The organism is Nocardioides sp., from assembly GCF_041913365.1.
Taxonomy (GTDB): domain Bacteria; phylum Actinomycetota; class Actinomycetes; order Propionibacteriales; family Nocardioidaceae; genus Nocardioides.
The window spans coordinates 32,512-48,765 of the sequence record NZ_JAYSFM010000018.1; the positions used below are offsets into that span (position 1 = coordinate 32,512).

15 protein-coding genes are annotated in these 16,254 nt (G+C 70.4%); 7 read left to right on the forward strand and 8 right to left on the reverse strand.

Annotated elements, in window-relative coordinates:
- Positions 1–21: 21 nt before the first annotated feature.
- The 5 genes from ACE3QY_RS21510 to ACE3QY_RS21530 all read right to left on the reverse strand — a co-directional run bounded on the left by ACE3QY_RS21510 (position 22) and on the right by ACE3QY_RS21530 (position 5,631).
- Complete coding sequence (locus ACE3QY_RS21510) at positions 22–1,320, reverse strand: alkaline phosphatase family protein (RefSeq protein WP_374458112.1); 1,299 nt, start codon at positions 1,318–1,320, stop codon at positions 22–24.
- On the reverse strand, positions 1,320–2,987 hold the full coding sequence (locus tag ACE3QY_RS21515; RefSeq protein ID WP_374458113.1) for an alkaline phosphatase: 1,668 nt from the start codon (positions 2,985–2,987) through the stop codon (positions 1,320–1,322). Before ACE3QY_RS21515 ends, ACE3QY_RS21510 begins: the two co-directional genes overlap by 1 nt.
- Before the next feature lie 211 nt (positions 2,988–3,198).
- Entirely contained in the window at positions 3,199–4,416 is a 1,218-nt protein-coding gene (locus ACE3QY_RS21520; RefSeq protein WP_374458114.1) for an NAD(P)/FAD-dependent oxidoreductase, read from the reverse strand.
- 46 nt (positions 4,417–4,462) lie between these two features.
- Positions 4,463–4,816, reverse strand: a complete 354-nt coding sequence (locus ACE3QY_RS21525; RefSeq protein ID WP_374458115.1) for a nuclear transport factor 2 family protein — start codon at positions 4,814–4,816, stop codon at positions 4,463–4,465.
- Positions 4,813–5,631 (reverse strand): NAD(P)-dependent oxidoreductase, encoded by an 819-nt coding sequence (locus tag ACE3QY_RS21530; protein WP_374458116.1) that lies wholly within the window; start codon positions 5,629–5,631, stop codon positions 4,813–4,815. Before ACE3QY_RS21530 ends, ACE3QY_RS21525 begins: the two co-directional genes overlap by 4 nt.
- Positions 5,632–5,711: 80 nt before the next feature.
- On the opposite strand from ACE3QY_RS21530, the gene ACE3QY_RS21535 reads away from it, so the two are divergent.
- A complete protein-coding gene (locus ACE3QY_RS21535; protein WP_374458117.1) occupies positions 5,712–6,593 on the forward strand; it encodes a LysR family transcriptional regulator in 882 nt (293 codons plus the stop codon).
- A gap of 37 nt (positions 6,594–6,630) precedes the next feature.
- On the opposite strand, the gene lexA is transcribed toward ACE3QY_RS21535, so the two are convergent.
- Positions 6,631–7,353, reverse strand: a complete 723-nt coding sequence (gene lexA / locus ACE3QY_RS21540) for a transcriptional repressor LexA (RefSeq protein WP_374458118.1) — start codon at positions 7,351–7,353, stop codon at positions 6,631–6,633.
- A 159-nt stretch (positions 7,354–7,512) separates the two neighbouring features.
- Here lexA and ACE3QY_RS21545 point away from each other — a divergent pair, with 159 nt between their 5' ends.
- Positions 7,513–8,313, forward strand: a complete 801-nt coding sequence (locus ACE3QY_RS21545) for an SDR family NAD(P)-dependent oxidoreductase (protein ID WP_374458119.1) — start codon at positions 7,513–7,515, stop codon at positions 8,311–8,313.
- Between the two features lie 9 nt (positions 8,314–8,322).
- Here the strand turns inward: ACE3QY_RS21545 and ACE3QY_RS21550 are convergent, their stop codons facing one another.
- The gene (locus tag ACE3QY_RS21550) at positions 8,323–9,531 is read right to left on the reverse strand and encodes an NAD(P)/FAD-dependent oxidoreductase (protein ID WP_374458120.1); all 1,209 of its coding nucleotides are present in this window, start codon (positions 9,529–9,531) and stop codon (positions 8,323–8,325) included.
- 258 nt (positions 9,532–9,789) lie between these two features.
- Here ACE3QY_RS21550 and ACE3QY_RS21555 point away from each other — a divergent pair, with 258 nt between their 5' ends.
- The 3 genes from ACE3QY_RS21555 to ACE3QY_RS21565 all read left to right on the forward strand — a co-directional run bounded on the left by ACE3QY_RS21555 (position 9,790) and on the right by ACE3QY_RS21565 (position 11,803).
- Complete coding sequence (locus ACE3QY_RS21555) at positions 9,790–10,143, forward strand: LysM peptidoglycan-binding domain-containing protein (protein ID WP_374458121.1); 354 nt, start codon at positions 9,790–9,792, stop codon at positions 10,141–10,143.
- Positions 10,144–10,466: 323 nt separating this feature from the next.
- Positions 10,467–11,027 carry a hypothetical protein gene (locus tag ACE3QY_RS21560; RefSeq protein ID WP_374458122.1) on the forward strand — a complete coding sequence of 187 codons (561 nt, stop codon included), beginning with the start codon at positions 10,467–10,469 and terminating at the stop codon, positions 11,025–11,027.
- On the forward strand, positions 10,997–11,803 hold the full coding sequence (locus tag ACE3QY_RS21565; protein ID WP_374458123.1) for a PKD domain-containing protein: 807 nt from the start codon (positions 10,997–10,999) through the stop codon (positions 11,801–11,803). Before ACE3QY_RS21560 ends, ACE3QY_RS21565 begins: the two co-directional genes overlap by 31 nt.
- Positions 11,804–11,913: 110 nt before the next feature.
- Here ACE3QY_RS21565 and ACE3QY_RS21570 read toward each other — a convergent pair whose 3' ends face one another.
- Positions 11,914–12,249 carry a hypothetical protein gene (locus ACE3QY_RS21570; RefSeq protein ID WP_374458124.1) on the reverse strand — a complete coding sequence of 112 codons (336 nt, stop codon included), beginning with the start codon at positions 12,247–12,249 and terminating at the stop codon, positions 11,914–11,916.
- A 337-nt stretch (positions 12,250–12,586) separates the two neighbouring features.
- Between ACE3QY_RS21570 and nrdR the strand changes: the two genes are divergently transcribed.
- Entirely contained in the window at positions 12,587–13,051 is a 465-nt protein-coding gene (nrdR, locus tag ACE3QY_RS21575; protein WP_311287616.1) for a transcriptional regulator NrdR, read from the forward strand.
- A gap of 110 nt (positions 13,052–13,161) precedes the next feature.
- Positions 13,162–16,059 carry a vitamin B12-dependent ribonucleotide reductase gene (locus ACE3QY_RS21580; protein WP_374458125.1) on the forward strand — a complete coding sequence of 966 codons (2,898 nt, stop codon included), beginning with the start codon at positions 13,162–13,164 and terminating at the stop codon, positions 16,057–16,059.
- Positions 16,060–16,254: the final 195 nt, after the last annotated feature.

The following is a 16,254-nucleotide window of genomic DNA, read 5'->3' on the forward strand; positions in this document are numbered from 1 at the left end:
GCCGCGAGGCTACACCGGGGCTCACCTCGGCAGGCGCGACCTGCCGTCGTACCCGCCGCGGGGGCCGCCGACGCCGAAGAAGTCGGCGACCGTGGCGGCCACGTCGACGGTGGCGGCGCGGGCGGAGGACGTCGTACGGGCCGGGATCCTGCGGTGCCCGCCGGCGAGGAAGAACGGGATCGGCCGGGTCGCGGGGTGGCCGTGGTTGCCGGGGATCGGGTTGGACCACTGGTCGGGGTCGCTGAAGCGCCAGCCGGCCTGGGCGTAGACGACCACGTCGCCGCCGAGCGGACCAGTCCGCAGTGAGGGCGTGGTCCGCGGGTCGTGCGCGGACAGCACGCCGGGCACGGCCGAGGCCAGCTGCAGCATCCGGGAGACAGCGGCGTCGAGCTGCGCCGGGTCGCCGGTCCAGTAGAGGAGGTCGGCACCGCCGTTGTCCGCGACGACCACGTGGCCGGCCAGCAGCGGGTCGGCCTCGAGGACCGGGGTGAGGTGGATCAGCTGGTGGGGCAGCGACCAGTCCATCGAGTGGTCGGCGAGCACCACGACCAGCGAGGACGACCACCGGCCCGACGACTGGAGCAGGTCGACGAAGCGCCCCACCTGGACGTCCGTCGCCGCCAGCGCCGCCTGGCGGGCGGCGCGGAGCCCGAGCGGCCCGGTGAGGTCGGAGTGGCCGAGCCGGTCGATGTCGCCGAGGTTGACGAAGACCAGGTGCGGGTCGTGCTCGCGGACCATGGTCAACGCCGCCTCCATCGTGAAGGCGTCGGGCGCGTGCCCCGACACCGGCACGACCGGCGCGGGCTCCCAGCGGTACGTCGCACGGCTGCCGAAGACGCCGTAGAGGTACTCCTTGCTGAGCACCGTGCCCGTCGTCAGCCCGTGCCCGTTGAGCCGCTCGATGACCGTGCGGACCCGGATGTCCGACTCGCGGTCCATGTCCCGCACCTCGCCGGTGGTGCGGTCGAGGACCGAGTTGGCCGGCACGCCGCTGCGGTCGGGACGCACGCCGGTCATCATCATCACGTGGTTGGGGATCGTCTCCATCACCGGCAGCGAGGTCGCGCGCGGGTGGTGGAGGCCGCCGTCGCGCAGCGCACTGGTGCGCGGCATCAGGGTCGGGGTGATCTCGTCGGGCCGGCACCCGTCGAGGACGAGGACGTACGCCCTCCTCCGGGTGCCGGCCGACGCCGCCGCTGCAGCTCGCGGCAGGCTGGAGATGGCGACACCGGCAGCGCCGGCGGCCAGGAGGGTGCGCCGACCGGTGCGGAGCTCCGCGCGCCCGCGCTCGAAGGCGCCACCGCGCATCGGCGCGCACATCAGGGCACCACCGGCGCGCTCACGGCCTGCACCTTGTTGCTGCCGGACCTCGTCGCCCAGGAGGCCGACCACGACGAGCTGGCGTCGCGGTCGGCGCGGTCGCCGACGACGTACCAGTCCATCTGCACCCGCTCAGGCGTCACGTCGAGCACGGAGTAGCCGTGGCTGTCGAAGTCGAGGTACTTCACGTGCCGGTTGTTGGTCTGGATCACTGCCTCGACCGCGAGGGATGAGGTCCGCGCGGGTGATCCGGTGATGTCCTTGAGGTTGTTCGACGTGACCGACGTGCAGACCAGCTCGACGCCGGCGGAGTCGCCGAGGGGGTAGGTCGAGGCGTCGTACGGCAGGTCGCAGGCCCAGCCGGAGTGGATGTCGCCGGTCAGGAAGACCACGTCGCGCAGGCCCTGGTCGCGGATGTGCTCGAACAGCTCGCGGCGGTCGCGGGTGTAGCCGTCCCACTGGTCGACGTTGTAGGGCGCGCCGTCACGCGGCAGCAGTCCGGCGACGTCGTTGACCGGGTCGACGAGATCGTGGGGCAGCTGGGCGAAGGTGACCGGCGCGATCATCACCGGGTTGCCGACGAGCTTCCACTGGGGGCCGCCCGGTCGCAGCCGCTGCCTCAGCCAGTCGAGCTGGCCGCGGCCGCTGATGGTGCCGTCGCCGCCACCCGCGGGGCTCGGCACGGGCGAGGGCGCGGGGGTGTCGGCCTGCTGGTCGCGGTAGCTGCGGAGGTCGAGCATGCTCAGCTCGGCGAGCCCGCCGAAGCGCAGCGTGCGGAAGAGCTGCGTGCCGTCGCCGGTGGCGGCGGTGCCGGACATCCGGACCGGCATCCACTCGTCGTAGGCCCGGTGCGCGGCGGCCTTGCGGGCGGCGTAGTCGCCCTCCTCGGGCTGGTGGTTCTCCGCGCCGTCGCGCCACTGGTCGTTGGTGACCTCGTGGTCGTCCCACGTGACGATGAAGGGGTGGCGGGCGTGCAGGGCGCGCAGGTCGGCGTCGGCCTTGTACTGCGCGTGCCGCTGCCGGTAGTCGGCCAGGCTCACCATCTCGTGCGCGGGCACGTGGGGTCGCACGTCGGTGTTGTCGCGGCCGTAGCCGTACTCGCCCGGGCCGTACTCGTAGAGGTAGTCGCCGAGGTGGATCACCGCGAACAGGTCGTCGCGGGCGGCGAGGTGGCGGTAGGCGGCGAACCAGCCGGCCTGCAGGTTGGCGCAGGAGACGACCCCGAACCGGAGGCCGTCGACCGCGGCATTGCGGGCGGGCGCGGTGCGGGTGCGGCCGATCGGGCTGGTCACGCCGCGGACGGTGAAGCGGTAGAAGTACGCCGTGTCCGGCCGCAGCCGGGTCGCGTCGACCTTGACCGTGTGGTCGCGCGCCGGACCGGTGACCGCCCTGCCACGGCGTACGACGTGGCGGAAGCGGCGGTCGGTGGCCACCTCCCAGGTCACGGTGACCCGCGGGCCGAGGCCCGAGCCGGGCGTGGCGTCCGGGGTCGGCGTCACGCGGGTCCACAGCACGACGGCACGGGGGAGCGGGTCCCCCGAGGCGACGCCGTGCTGGAAGGGCTGGTGCGCGGGGCGGGCGGCCGCGGACGCGCTGCCGGCCACCGCGGCGGCGCCGGCGCCACCCGCGATGACCGCGCGTCGGGAGAGGTTCGGTGTGGGGGTCACGCCGGGTTCAACGACGTACCCGCTCCTCGATTACGCACGGGTAGCAGAGTTCACCTCGCGTTCAGGTCACGGCGCCGCTGGCTGAGCAGGGCGCGCAGCGCAAGCACCGCTGGTTGAGCAGGGCGCGCAGCGCCCGTGTCGAAACCAAGGTGCCGATGAGTGCCCTTGGTTTCGACACGCTCGTGCCTCGCTGCTCAACCGGCGGGGCGGCCTACCCGAAGGGGATCCGCCCCCGCAGCGAATCGACGTCCTGGACCGGGCTGTCGGCGGTCTCCCTGATGACCTCGCGGGCCTTGTCGACGCTGTCCCAGACGTTCCAGAGCAGCACGCCGCGGACGTGGCCGGCCTTCAGGTAGTAGACGACCCCGGTGCCGAGCTCGCCGTCCTTCCAGTCCTCGACCATGTCGTTGCGGGTGGTGACCTCGCCGACCGCCTCGTAGCCGTACTCCAGGATGTCGGACCAGAAGAACGGCGTGTAGTCGTAGGCCTCGTCCGCCCCGGCCATCGCCTTCCCGGCTGCCTCGCCGGACTTCTCGGCGTGGTCGACGTGCTCGACGCGACGGCGGCCGAGGAGCGCGTCGGGGTACGACGCCACGTCGCCCGCGGCGTACACGTCCATCGCGCTCGTGCGGAGGTGGTCGTCGACGACGATCCCGTTGTCGACCTGGATCCCGGCGGTCTCGGCGAGGCCGGTGCGGGGGATGACGCCGACGCCGATGACGGCTGCGTCGGCGCTGATCTCGGTGCCGTCGTCGAGGGTGACCTGCACCCCGCCGTCGCTCTCGCCGCCGCTGGCGACGGTGCCGTGCACGACGGTGACGCCGCGGTCGGCGAAGGCCTTGGTCAGGCTGGCCGCGAGCGCGCGCGGGAACATCTGCTCCTGGACGTCCTGGAGGTCGAGCACCAGCGTCACCTGCACGTCGTTCTGCACCAGTGCGGAGGCGATCTCCGAGCCGATGTAGCCGCCGCCCACGATCACGACGTGGCTGCCGGAGTCGACGGCCGCGCGCAGCCGCTGGTAGTCCGCGGCGGTGCGGTAGTAGATGACCTTCGGGCCGGGCGCCACCTCGAGGACGCGCGGCTCGGCGCCGGTGGCCAGCAGCAGCTTGCCGTAGCCGACGCTGCTGCCGTCGGCGAGGCGTACGGCGTGCCCGTCGGGGTCGAGCCCGGTCACGGTCGTGTCGAGCACGAGGTCGACGTGCTCGTCGTCCTCGAGGTCGCCGGCGAGGGAGGCGTCGTCGAGGCTGCGGTCGTCCTTGAGCCAGAGGTCCTTGGACAGCTCGGGCCGGTAGACCGGCGGGTCGGGCTCGGAGCCGAGCACGGCGATGGTGCCGGACCCGTCCTGCGAACGGATGCCCTTCACGGCGCTGGCCGCGGCGACACCTCCACCGACGATGACGTAGTCGTAGGACTCGGCGACGTTGCTCATGGGCCCATCGTGTCCCGCGGTGGTGGACCTTTCAACGTCCCTGTCGTCAGTGCCGGTGGAAGACCTTGTTGGCGATCCGCCACTCGCCGTCGACGCGCAGCAGCACGAACATGTCGGTGAAGGTGACCTCGCCGTGCCGCAGCGTCATCGTCGCCGTAGCCACGGTGCCGCCGACGTGCACCTGGTCGATCGTGCGGGTGCGCTCCGCCTCGTCCTCGGCCGGCGAGCCGGTGAAGAGCGTGCAGAACTCGTCGAGGTCCATCGACACGAAGGAGCCGTCCCGCAGCCCCTCGACGTGGGCCGTCGGGAGGAACGCCCGGCGGTGGTGGGCGGGGTCGCCGGTGGCGTGGCCCTGGGCGTACGCCCTCAGCGGCGCGAGCACGTCCTCGATGGCGCTCATCGGACCTCCGCCAGATACGTCGTCGGGACCGCGAGCGCGGTGAAGTCGTCGTCGGGTTGCACGTCGCCGTCGTCCACGAGTGCGGCGATCCGGTCGGCGAGCCCGGGTGGGCCGCTGGCATCGGCGAGCAGCCGGACGTCCTTCGCGATGGCAGCCACCGTGAAGTACGCCGCGGCGCCGGGATCCGCGAGCCGGGCGCGGACCGACGCGGCCAGCTCGCCCAGCCGGCCGAGGACGAGAAGGTCGAGCGCGTCGGCGAGGGGGAGCCCGAGTGCAGCGGCGCCGTCGAGCGAGTCCCGCAGCGCCAGGGCCGCACCGGCGAGGGAGGAGTTCGCGACGAGCTTGGCCGCGGCCGCGCCGCCCGCCGTCCCGACGTGGCGTACGTCGTCGGCGAGCGGCTCCAGGACCTGCTCCGCCTCGGCCAGGTCCGCGTCCGTGCCGCCGGCGAGCACCCGGAGCGTCCCGTTCAGCACCGCTGGGACCGAGCCGAGGACGGGTGCGTGGACGTAGCGACCGCCGCGGTCGGCGACCCGACGGGCTGCCGCCTCGGCGCCGTCGACGGAGATCGTGCTCGTGTTCACCACCAGCCGTCCGGCTACCGCGTCGCCGAGCTCGTCGAGCACCGCGTCGCAGGCCCGGTCGTCGAACAGCGCGAGCACGATCACGCCCGAGCCCTCGGTCGCGGCCCGTGCGGTCGGCGCCGTCCCACCTCCGCTGCGGCTCCACGAGCGCACCTGCCAGCCGGCATCGGCGTACCTCGCCGCCATCGCCCGGCCCATCCGGCCGAGCCCGAGCACCACCACGTCGTTCGTCATGGCTCAATCGTCAGCTGTGCTGCTTCATGCGACAAGCGCAGATATCGCGTCGACCCATGCGCGAACCGCATACTGGGTGGATGGCACTCACCGGTTGGCAGACCTTCGTCGCGGTGTGTGATGCGGGCAGCCTCACCGCGGCGGCCGAGGCGCTCGGCTACACCCAGTCCGCCGTCTCGCGCCAGGTCGCGGCGCTGGAGCAGGAGCTCGGCGAGCAGCTGCTGGAGCGACTGCCGCGCGGCGTCCGGCCGACCGCCGCGGGTGCCGCTCTGCTACCGCACGCCCGGCTGGTGGTCGGCGAGGCGGCGCGCGGGAGGGACGCCGTACGCCGTGCGCGAGACGGCGACCCGGTGGTGCTCACGCTGGGAGCGGTCCCGTCCGCCACCGCCGACCTGGTCCCGCGGGCGCTGCGGTCGCTGGCCGACGGCCCGCTGTGCACGCTGCGGTCCGGCGGGTCGCCCGAGCTCCACGACCTCGTGCTGGCCGGCGACCTCGACGTCGCCGTGGTCACCGACTACCCGCCCGGCCTGCCCCACGACCGCCGGGTCGTGCGGACCCGGCTGCTGGAGGACGAGATGTGCCTGGTCGTCGCCGCCGACCATGCGCTCGCCCGGGGGAAGCGCCGGGTGCGCCTGGCGACGCTGGCCGAGGAGACGTGGGTCGAGGACAACCCGGGCTCCGAGCGGATCCTGGTGCAGGCCGCCACCCGGGCCGGGTTCGAGCCCCGGATCAGGCTCGAGGCCGGCGACCTGCTCGGCAAGGTCGCCCTCGTCGCCGCCGGCCTCGGAGTGGCCCTGGTGCCGGGCCTGCTCGTGCCAGCGCTGCCCGCGGGCGTCGCCGTACGTCGCCTCGTGGACCCGCCGACGCGCGGCGTCCACGCCGTCCGCCGCACCACCCGACCGCGGTCAGGCGTCGACGAGCTGGTTGCCGCGCTGGTGGGTGCGGCCAGCACCGCTGGTTGAGCAGGGCGCCCCGCGCCCGTGTCGAAACCGAGGGACGTCAGAGGCTGCGGAGCACCGCCGTGACGACGCCGAGGATCGTGGCGTTGTCGCCCGGGATCGGGTCGTAGGCGTCGTTGTGGGGGAGCAGCCAGACGTGGCCGTCCTTGCGCTGGAAGGTCTTCACCGTCGCCTCGCCGTCGATCATGGCCGCGACGATCTGGCCGTTCTCGGCCGTCTGCTCCTGGCGGATCACGACGTAGTCGCCGTTGCAGATGGCGGCGTCGACCATCGAGTCGCCGGAGACCTCGAGCAGGAAGAGGGTGCCATCACCGACGAGCTGCTTGGGGAGCGGGAAGACGTCGGTGACCTGCTCTTCGGCGAGGATCGGGCCACCGGCGGCGATGCGGCCGACGACGGGGATGTTGATCGCGGAGGGCGAGACGTCGCCGATGCCGGTCTCGTCGACGCTCGACTCCTCGCCGTGCGAGATCGAGCGGCGGGCGGCCATCACCTCAGGCAGGAACACCTCGAGCGCCCGCGGCCGGTTGGGGTCGCGCTTGAGGAAGCCCTTGCTCTCGAGCACGCGGAGCTGGTGGGCCACGCTGGAGGACGACGTCAGGCCGACGGCCTGGCCGATCTCGCGCATGGACGGCGGGTAGCCCTTGGACTCGATCGAGTCCTTGATGGTGGCGAGCACGCGCTGCTGGCGCGGGGTCAGGCCGGTCGCGTCCGGGGGTCCGTCGGGCATCTCGATGACGTTCTTGTCGTCCTGCTTGGCCATCTCGGGGCTCCTCCTGGTGCGATGTCCACCGCGGCGCGGTCCCTGCGTGGTCCCTGCCTGGTTGCCGGGGTGGTGCCGCCACCGTAGACCCCACCGGACCTCGGGATCAAACACCTGTTCGAACCCCGCGTGTCGCCCACGAGACGTCGAAGGGTGGGCATGATGGCCGCCATGGAGACCTCGTGCGTCGTCACCGGAGGAGCCCGCGGGATCGGGCGCGGCATCGCGGAGCTGATGGTCGCCCGCGGCCACCACGTCGTGGTCAGCGACATCGACGGCGCCGCTGCCGTCGAGACAGCGGACCTCATCGGTGCCGCGGCGGGCATGCACCACGACGTACGCGATCCCGACGCGCACCGCGAGGCCGCCTCGGTGGCGCGCGAGCTGGGCGCGCTGACGGCGTGGTTCAACAACGCCGGGGTCGGTGACGACGGGACGCTGGCCGAGCTGACCGACGAGCAGGTACGCCGCCTCGTCGAGGTCAACCTGCTCGGCACGATGTGGGGCACCCGCGCCGCGCTCGCGGCCTTCGGGCCGGCCGGGGGAGACGTGGTCAACATCGCCTCGCTGGCCGGGCTGGGGCCGGTGCCGGGCTACAGCGTGTACGCCGCCACGAAGGCCGGCGTCGTCTCGCTCTCGGCCTCGGTCAACGCCGAGTCGCCGCGCTCGGTGCGGGTCCACGCGCTGTGCCCCGACGGCGCCGACACCGACATGCTCGCCGCGCAGGACCCGTCCGGGCTGGGGTCGCAGCTGGTGCACTCCGGCGGCGCGATCCTGTCGGTCGAGACCGTCGCGGCCGCGGCCGTCGAGCTGGTGGGCTCGCGCCGGGTGGTCCGGGCGGTGCCGACCTGGCGCGGGGGGGTCGTGCGCGGCTCAGCCCTCGCGCCGGGGGTGATGCAGCACGCCGCCGGACTCTTCGCCGCCCAGGGTCGCCGGGCGATGAACAGGCGCCCCTCGTGAGACCGGGGGTCAGGGCAGCCGCACCTGGCCGTGCTTCATCTTCCAGAGGAAGTACTTCTCGAAGCCGAGCTTCATCGCGTGCGCCTGGGGCCCGGGGATCAGCACCCCGTGCTTGCGCGGCGGCAGCATCTTGTCGGCCAGGATGATGACGCCGTTGTTGCCCGCGTCCATCACGCACACTGCGGGGATGTCGCCGAACTCCTTGTGCCGGTCGGGCGCCTCGCCCCTGACCTGGGCGGCGATGTTGCTCGCCGCGACGTGGGCCTGCTGCTCGGTGGGGAAGCCCGTCTTGGGGATGCCGACGGGGGTCGGCGTCTGCCACGGCACGTCGACCGCGGCGGCCACCCCGACGGCGTACACGTCGTCGAACTTCTCGGTCTGGTAGGTGTCGCGGACCCGGACGAACCCGTTGTCGTCGGCGATCTCGGGCACCCGCTGGACGACCTCCTGGCCGGAGAACGGCGGGACGATCATCGCGTAGCCGAAGTCGAGGGTGCGCCCGTCGGCGAGCACCAGGCGGCCGTCGTCGACGTGGTCCATCGCGGTGTCGAGGACGGCATTGATGCCCTCCTTCTTCAGGAACATCCCGAGCAGCGTCTCGCCGTGGGGGAGCCCGCCGATCCCGAAGTGGCCGAGGAACGGCTCGGCGGTGACGTACGTCAGCTTCACCCGGTCCTTCAACCCGGCCTTCCTCAGCTGGTGGCTGGTGTTGAAGAGGAACTCGTACGCCGCCCCGAAGCACCCGGCGCCCTGGGTCGCGCCGATGACGACGTCGCCCGGCTTCTCGCGGAAGCGGCGCCAGCCCTCGCCGGCCTTGATGGCGTCCTCGACCGTGGTGATGGTGAAGGCGTTGCCGTCGGGGCCGAGGCCCGGGATGACGTCGAAGCGGTTGCGGTAGCCGGTGGCGATGACGAGGTAGTCGTACTCCTGCGCGCCGGCGGTGGTCTCGACGCGTCTGATGACGGGATCGATGCGCGTCGCCTCGCCGTGCACGAACTCGACGTCGTGGTGCTCGAAGGTCGGCGCGACCTTGAACGTGATGTCGTCACGGGTGCGCTTGCCGAACGGCACCCAGATCAGTGACGGGGTGAAGAGGAACTCGTCGGAGGAGGACACGACCCGGACGTCGACGTCCCCGTGCAGCTGGTGCTTGACCGAGATGGCGGCGGTGAGACCGCCGAAGTTGCCCCCGAGGACCAGGACCTTCTTGCGCGACATGACATGGCTCCTTCGCTCGCTGGTCCCAGCCTTCTCCGCTCTCCCGTTGCTCAGTAGAGGCACTGGTCCCGACGCCGGAGGCCCTCCGACACGCGTCGAACATTTGTTCGGCCGGGTGCTTGTGTCGTTCGAACAGGTGCTCTATCGTCGTACACATGTTCGATCGAACGTCTGATCGATGCAGACCCCCTGTCGGTGGTCGTCACTAGACATTCCTCGACAGACGAACACCCGGCTGATCTTCCCCAGGAGGCCACGATGAGCACCCTCAGCCTTGCACCCGCTTTCTCCCCGGCTCCCGCCCGCGCACGCTCGACCGTGCGGCTGACGCGACGCGGCCGGCTCGTGGTCTTCCTGACCTCGCTGTTCCTCGTCCTCGCCGTCGCGATCATGCTCGCCGGCGGCGCCGTCGGCACCGACGAGCCGGGCCAGCAGATCCCGACCGAGATCGTCCAGGTCACCCCCGGCGACACCCTCTGGGGCATCGCCAGCGAGCTCGCGACCGACGGCGACGTCCGGTCGATGATGCAGCAGATCGAGCGCCTCAACGCGCTCGAGTCCGCCGGCCTCCAGGCCGGCCAGAAGCTCCGCGTCCCGGTCACCACCGAGTAAGACGCAGAGGCCTCCATCAGTCGCTTCGACCCCGACTGGTGGACCAAGGGGAAGGCGAGGGGCGGGCCCACCGGGCCCGCCCCTCGGCGCATTTGTCGGCGCTTGTCTCTCGGTGGTTGAGGTGCGAGCGGAGCGAGCCTTGAAACCACACCCACTCGGTGGTCGAGTAGCTCGCGAGGAACGAGCGGGCGTATCGAGACCCATCCCTCGCCCGAGGGTGGCGGCGCACGACATCCGCAGGCCTCGTTTCGATGTCGTCCGCCGCCACCTTCGCGCCGGCCGTCCACAGGCTTTGCCTTCGGGGTGGTTCCACGCCCGCGGGAATGGGTAGTTTCACCGTGCTGACGTTGTTCTCGGGAAGGCACCTCATGCACGTACGCCGCTTGCTCGCGCTGGCCCTCGCAACTCCGGTCCTTCTGGCCGGTTGTTCCGGCGACGCCGAGCCCACGCCGAAGATGCCCGACCCCACGACGTCCTCAGTCACCCCCGAGCCGACGGAGTCGGAGACGCCGGAGGCCGAGAGTCCGGAGGACTTCGTTCGCCGGTGGCAAGCGGCGAGTGACGAAATGCAGCGCACCGGAAGGACGAAGCCGTACCTCGAACTGTCTCCCGATTGCGATGCCTGCCGCAGCCTGGCCTCCAACGTCGATGACATATATGCGGACGGGGGTCGCATCGAGTTCGACGGATCGGAGATCGTCCGTTTGAAGAATGCGGGCGACCAGCCACCCACCTTCGACGTGAATCTTCAACTGTCGGAGACGCGCATCTTCCGCAAGGGAGCGTCGAGCCCGGAGACGCTTCCAGCGGGCAAGATGGCTATCCGCGTGACTCTCAAGCAAGTTGACGAGGCGTGGACGGTGACCCACTACGGAGTCTTGTGATGGCCCAGCTTCTTCGGCTGACGGTCTCGCTCGTCACTCTCGTCGCAGCGCTGGTGATGTATGGCGCGGCCCCTGCGTCGGCCGAGGGATGTGTCAGGGCGGGCCTGCAAGGTGTGAACGCCGAATGTCAGTGGACTTATGCCGAGTACTCGGCCAGTTCTACTGCGGGTGGTGGCCACACCTGGGTCGTCAGCATCCAGTGCGGCAACGGCGGCATCTGTGCCGAGCATGTCGAGTGCGTCGAGAACGGCCAAGCAGGTTTCGTCCACGACGTCTTCATGGATGGCACCGATGTCGGCGATGTGTGCGTGCCGGAGAGCGAGGTCGACGAGACCAACATCGCCCAGCTGATCATCAGACAGTTCAGAAGCATCAGCTGGCCCGACTCGAACCTCGTCGTTCAACCACCCAAGGGCCAGACGCTGGTGAACTTCGAGACGAACTTCTACACGCCTGACAAGCAGTCGATCGACCAGACGGTGATCGTCGCGAACAGGCGGGTGGAGATCCGCGCGACGCCGACGACGTACACCTTCGACTTCGGCGACGGTGAGGTCACCACGACCGCAAGTCCGGGCCGACCGCACCCGAACCTCGACGTCACGCACGTCTACGAGCAGCTCGGCAAGGTCTCGGTCAGGCTCGACACGACGTACGGCGGCGAGTACCGCATCGGCAACGGCGACTGGGTCGCGATCCCCGAAACGCTCACCGTTGCCGGCGAGCCGCAGGACCTCGAGATCCTCGAAGCCCTCCCGCAGCTCGTCCTCGAGTAGCGGCCGACACTGGAGCGCAAGGCCCCTAGGTCGGGCCTCTCGCTCCACCGTCGACCAACCCAGACAGAGTGTGGTGGTGGTGACGTACCCAGCACGTCACGAAGACCGCACTAGCGAGCGGCGCGCTTCCCGCCGACCGGCCGGGGAGGCGCATCCGCGGCCGGCGGCTCGGAGGTGATCCCCAGCACCCGCATCAGCCGGGCGACGAGCAGCAGCCCGACGAAGAGGCACGCGATCGCGCCGAGGCACGCGAGGCCCATGAAGAGCCAGGCGGAGCTGCCGGAGCCCCCGCGGGCTGCCGTACCGAAGTCGATGGCGGCGTAGACGAGGTAGCCCCAGGCCACGATGCAGACCGTGATCGCGGCGCCGAGGAACAGCGCCGCCTTGTTCAGCTTCCGGGGCGCGGGAGCCGCTCGACGCGACCCTGCTCTCTTCCCCGTGGACACGGAGATCATTGTGGCCGATGTGGCCTGAGTGGGGCAGCCGAACGGGCCAACGAAGGACCCCGACACGCCGCCCAGATCGGGCCGCAGAGGGCACTGACCTGCGGTTTTACCGAGCGGGAGAAAAACCTCTGACGAAAGGTGCCGTTCGCTTGTCAGACCTAGTGGTCGGGGCGTACGGTTACCACTACATCTAGTAGTTACACCGCTGTAGTTATCCACATCTGGTGCACAGGCCAGACGGCGATCCGCACAGCTACAGGCTAGTTGTCCACAGGAACATCCCCAGCCGACACCCCGTTATGAGGGTGTACGAAGCGCGCCCGAGAGGAGGACCGCCATGCACTGTCCCTACTGCAAGAACGAGGACACCAAGGTCCTCGACTCCCGGGTCGCCGACGACGGCGGTTCGATCCGCCGCCGCCGCACCTGCAGCGCCTGCGACCGCCGGTTCACCACGGTCGAGAAGATGCAGCTCACGGTGCTCAAGCGCTCGGGAGCCACCGAGCCGTTCAACCGCGACAAGGCGATCGCCGGCGTCCGCAAGGCCTGCAAGGGCCGCCCGGTCACCGACGCCCAGCTCGCCTGCCTCGGCCAGGAGGTCGAGGACGCCCTGCGCCTGAGCGGCCAGGCCGAGTTCGACGCGAACGACGTCGGCCTCGCGATCCTGGCGCCGCTGCGGGCGCTCGACGAGGTGGCGTACCTCCGCTTCGCGAGCGTCTATCGCGCCTTCGAGAGCGCCGACGACTTCGAGAACGAGATCGCGATGCTGCGTCTCGAGCGCCAGACAGCCCAGACGGGCTGACCCCAGACGGCCCGGCAGGTAGTGGGGAAGCTGCCTGCCGGGCTCACCAACCCCGCGGACGAGGTCCGCAAGAAGTCACCACCCATCCAAACGAGGGATCGAGGAACTCCATGACCGAGACGGTGAGCACCCGCAGGGGCGCGAAGGGCAAGGGCCTGAAGCTGGAGCGCGTCTTCAGCACCGAGGGCACGCACCCCTACGACGCCATCACGTGGGAGCGTCGTGACGTCGTCCAGCAGAACTGGAAGACCGGCGAGACCGTCTTCGAGCAGCGCGGCGTGGAGTTCCCCGACTTCTGGTCGGTCAACGCCTCCACCATCGTCACCACCAAGTACTTCCGCGGCGCCGTCGGCACCGATGCCCGCGAGTGGAGCCTCAAGCAGCTCATCGACCGGGTCGTGAAGACGTACACGAAGGCCGGCATCGACCACGGCTACTTCGCCACCGACGCCGACGCCGAGACGTTCGAGCACGAGCTCACCTGGCTGCTGGTCAACCAGTACTTCTCCTTCAACAGCCCCGTCTGGTTCAACGTCGGCACCGCCTCGCCGCAGCAGGTCTCGGCCTGCTTCATCCTGAGCGTCGACGACTCGATGGACTCGATCCTCAACTGGTACAAGGAGGAGGGCTTCATCTTCAAGGGCGGCTCCGGTGCCGGCCTCAACCTCTCCCGCATCCGCTCGTCCAAGGAGCTGCTGAGCTCCGGTGGTACGGCGTCGGGTCCGGTCTCCTTCATGCGCGGCGCCGACGCGTCCGCGGGCACCATCAAGTCGGGCGGCGCGACGCGTCGCGCGGCCAAGATGGTCGTCCTCGACGTCGACCACCCCGACATCGAGGAGTTCGTGATGACGAAGGCGCGCGAGGAGGACAAGATCCGCGCCCTCCGCGACGCCGGCTTCGACATGGACCTCGGCGGCGCCGACATCACCTCGGTCCAGTACCAGAACGCCAACAACTCCGTCCGCGTGAGCGACGAGTTCATGCGTGCGGTCGAGGACGGCACCGAGTTCGGCCTGCGCTCGCGCGGCACCGGCGAGGTCATCGAGACCGTCGACGCCCGCGACCTGTTCCGCAAGATCAGCCAGGCCGCGTGGGAGTGCGCCGACCCGGGCCTGCAGTACGACGACACGATCAACGACTGGCACACCAACCCCGAGACCGGTCGCATCACCGCGTCCAACCCGTGCTCGGAGTACATGTCGCTCGACAACTCGTCCTGCAACCTCGCGAGCCTCAACCTGCTGAAGTTCCTCAAGGACGACGACACCTTCGACGCCGCGCTGTTCGCCAAGGCCGTCGAGTTCATCATCACCGCGATGGACATCTCGATCTGCTTCGCGGACTTCCCGACCGAGTCCATCGGCAAGACCACCGTCGACTACCGCCAGCTCGGCATCGGCTACGCCAACCTCGGCGCGCTGCTCATGGCGATGGGCCTGGGCTACGACTCGGAGGGCGGCCGTTCGATGGCTGCCGCGATCACCAGCCTCATGACCGGTACGTCGTACAAGCGCAGCGCCGAGCTCGCCGGCATCGTCGGCCCGTACGCCGGCTACGCCCGCAACGCCGACGCCCACAAGCGCGTGATGCGCAAGCACCAGGCGGCCAACGATGTCGTCCGCGTGCTGCACACCGAGGACGGCCGCGTGCACAAGCTGGCCTCCAAGGCGTGGGCCGACGTGATCAAGCTGGGCGAGAAGAACGGCTTCCGCAACGCGCAGGCCTCGGTGCTCGCGCCCACCGGCACCATCGGCTTCATGATGGACTGCGACACCACCGGCATCGAGCCCGACTTCTCGCTGGTGAAGTTCAAGAAGCTCGTCGGCGGCGGCTCGATGCAGATCGTCAACCAGACGATCCCGCGGGCCCTGAAGAAGATGGGCTACCAGCAGGAGCAAATCGAGGCGATCGTCGCCTACATCTCCGAGCATGGCCACGTGGTCGACGCCCCCGGCCTGAAGACCGAGCACTACGAGGTCTTCGATACCGCGATGGGCGCCCGCTCCCTCAAGCCGATGGGCCACGTGCGGATGATGGCGGCCACCCAGCCGTTCCTCTCCGGCGCGATCTCCAAGACGGTCAACCTGCCCGAGACGGCCACGGTCGAGGAGATCGAGGACGTCTACATGCAGTCCTGGAAGCTCGGCCTCAAGGCGACGGCCGTGTACAGGGACAATTGTAAGGTCGGCCAGCCGCTCGCCGACGGTGGCGGCAAGGCCAAGAAGGACGCGGCCGACAAGGCCGCCTCCGAGGTCCCGGTCGAGACCAAGGTCGTGGAGAAGGTCGTCTACGCCCCGGTCCGCAAGCGCCTGCCGAAGTCGCGCGTCTCCCGCACCACGTCGTTCACCGTCGGCGGTGCCGAGGGCTACATGACCTCCGGCGCCCACGAGGACGGCCAGCTCGGCGAGGTCTTCCTCAAGCTCGGCAAGCAGGGCTCGACCCTGGCCGGCGTGATGGATGCCTTCTCGATCGCGGTGTCCATCGGCCTGCAGTACGGCGTCCCGCTGGAGACCTACGTCTCGAAGTTCACCAACCTGCGCTTCGAGCCCGCCGGCCTCACCGACGACCCGGACGTGCGGATGTCGCAGTCGATCATGGACTACATCTTCCGCCGCCTCGCCCTGGACTACCTGTCCTTCGAGGAGCGGTCGATGCTCGGCATCTACTCTGCCGAGGAGCGCCAGCGCCACCTCGAGACCGGCTCGTACGAGCCGCTCGTCGAGGAGACCGGCTCGGCGTCCGAGCTCACCTCTGCTTCTTCGTCCGCCGCGGCGGTCGAGGTCGTCGAGGCCGAGGAGGTCGAGACCAAGGACACCCACGGCTCCGAGGCCCGCGAGGTCCCGGCCCAGGTCTCCACCGGTTCGGCCCACACCACCGCCGAGCTCTTCGAGAAGCTCACCGGTACGGCGGTCGACTCCCCGCTCTGCATGACCTGCGGCACGAAGATGCGGCCGGCTGGCTCGTGCTACGTGTGCGAGGGCTGCGGGAGCACCAGCGGCTGCAGCTGAGCTGACGAGTACGTCGAGGGGGGGCCCCCCCAAGGGGGGCGCCCACGACCCCAACACCCCCACCACCCCCACCGCGGGGGGCCCCCCGCCGGGGGCCAACAACACCCGCGGCGCCCCCATGCCCCGCCCACTTAATACCTGTTTGAGACCGCCGCCGAAGGCATCGCCGCTGGCGCTGATGTAGAGCAGAGCGCC

Bases quoted from the DNA above. Each gene is read 5' to 3' on its own strand.
- ACE3QY_RS21510 (WP_374458112.1), bottom strand. From the start codon at position 1,320: ATGTGCGCGCCGATGCGCGGTGGCGCCTTCGAGCGCGGGCGCGCGGAG.
- ACE3QY_RS21520 (WP_374458114.1), bottom strand. From the start codon at position 4,416: ATGAGCAACGTCGCCGAGTCCTACGACTACGTCATCGTCGGTGGAGGT.
- ACE3QY_RS21525 (WP_374458115.1), bottom strand. From the start codon at position 4,816: ATGAGCGCCATCGAGGACGTGCTCGCGCCGCTGAGGGCGTACGCCCAG.
- ACE3QY_RS21530 (WP_374458116.1), bottom strand. From the start codon at position 5,631: ATGACGAACGACGTGGTGGTGCTCGGGCTCGGCCGGATGGGCCGGGCG.
- ACE3QY_RS21535 (WP_374458117.1), top strand. From the start codon at position 5,712: ATGGCACTCACCGGTTGGCAGACCTTCGTCGCGGTGTGTGATGCGGGC.
- lexA (WP_374458118.1), bottom strand. From the start codon at position 7,353: ATGGCCAAGCAGGACGACAAGAACGTCATCGAGATGCCCGACGGACCC.
- ACE3QY_RS21545 (WP_374458119.1), top strand. From the start codon at position 7,513: ATGATGGCCGCCATGGAGACCTCGTGCGTCGTCACCGGAGGAGCCCGC.
- ACE3QY_RS21550 (WP_374458120.1), bottom strand. From the start codon at position 9,531: ATGTCGCGCAAGAAGGTCCTGGTCCTCGGGGGCAACTTCGGCGGTCTC.
- ACE3QY_RS21555 (WP_374458121.1), top strand. From the start codon at position 9,790: ATGAGCACCCTCAGCCTTGCACCCGCTTTCTCCCCGGCTCCCGCCCGC.
- ACE3QY_RS21560 (WP_374458122.1), top strand. From the start codon at position 10,467: ATGGGTAGTTTCACCGTGCTGACGTTGTTCTCGGGAAGGCACCTCATG.
- nrdR (WP_311287616.1), top strand. From the start codon at position 12,587: ATGCACTGTCCCTACTGCAAGAACGAGGACACCAAGGTCCTCGACTCC.
- ACE3QY_RS21580 (WP_374458125.1), top strand. From the start codon at position 13,162: ATGACCGAGACGGTGAGCACCCGCAGGGGCGCGAAGGGCAAGGGCCTG.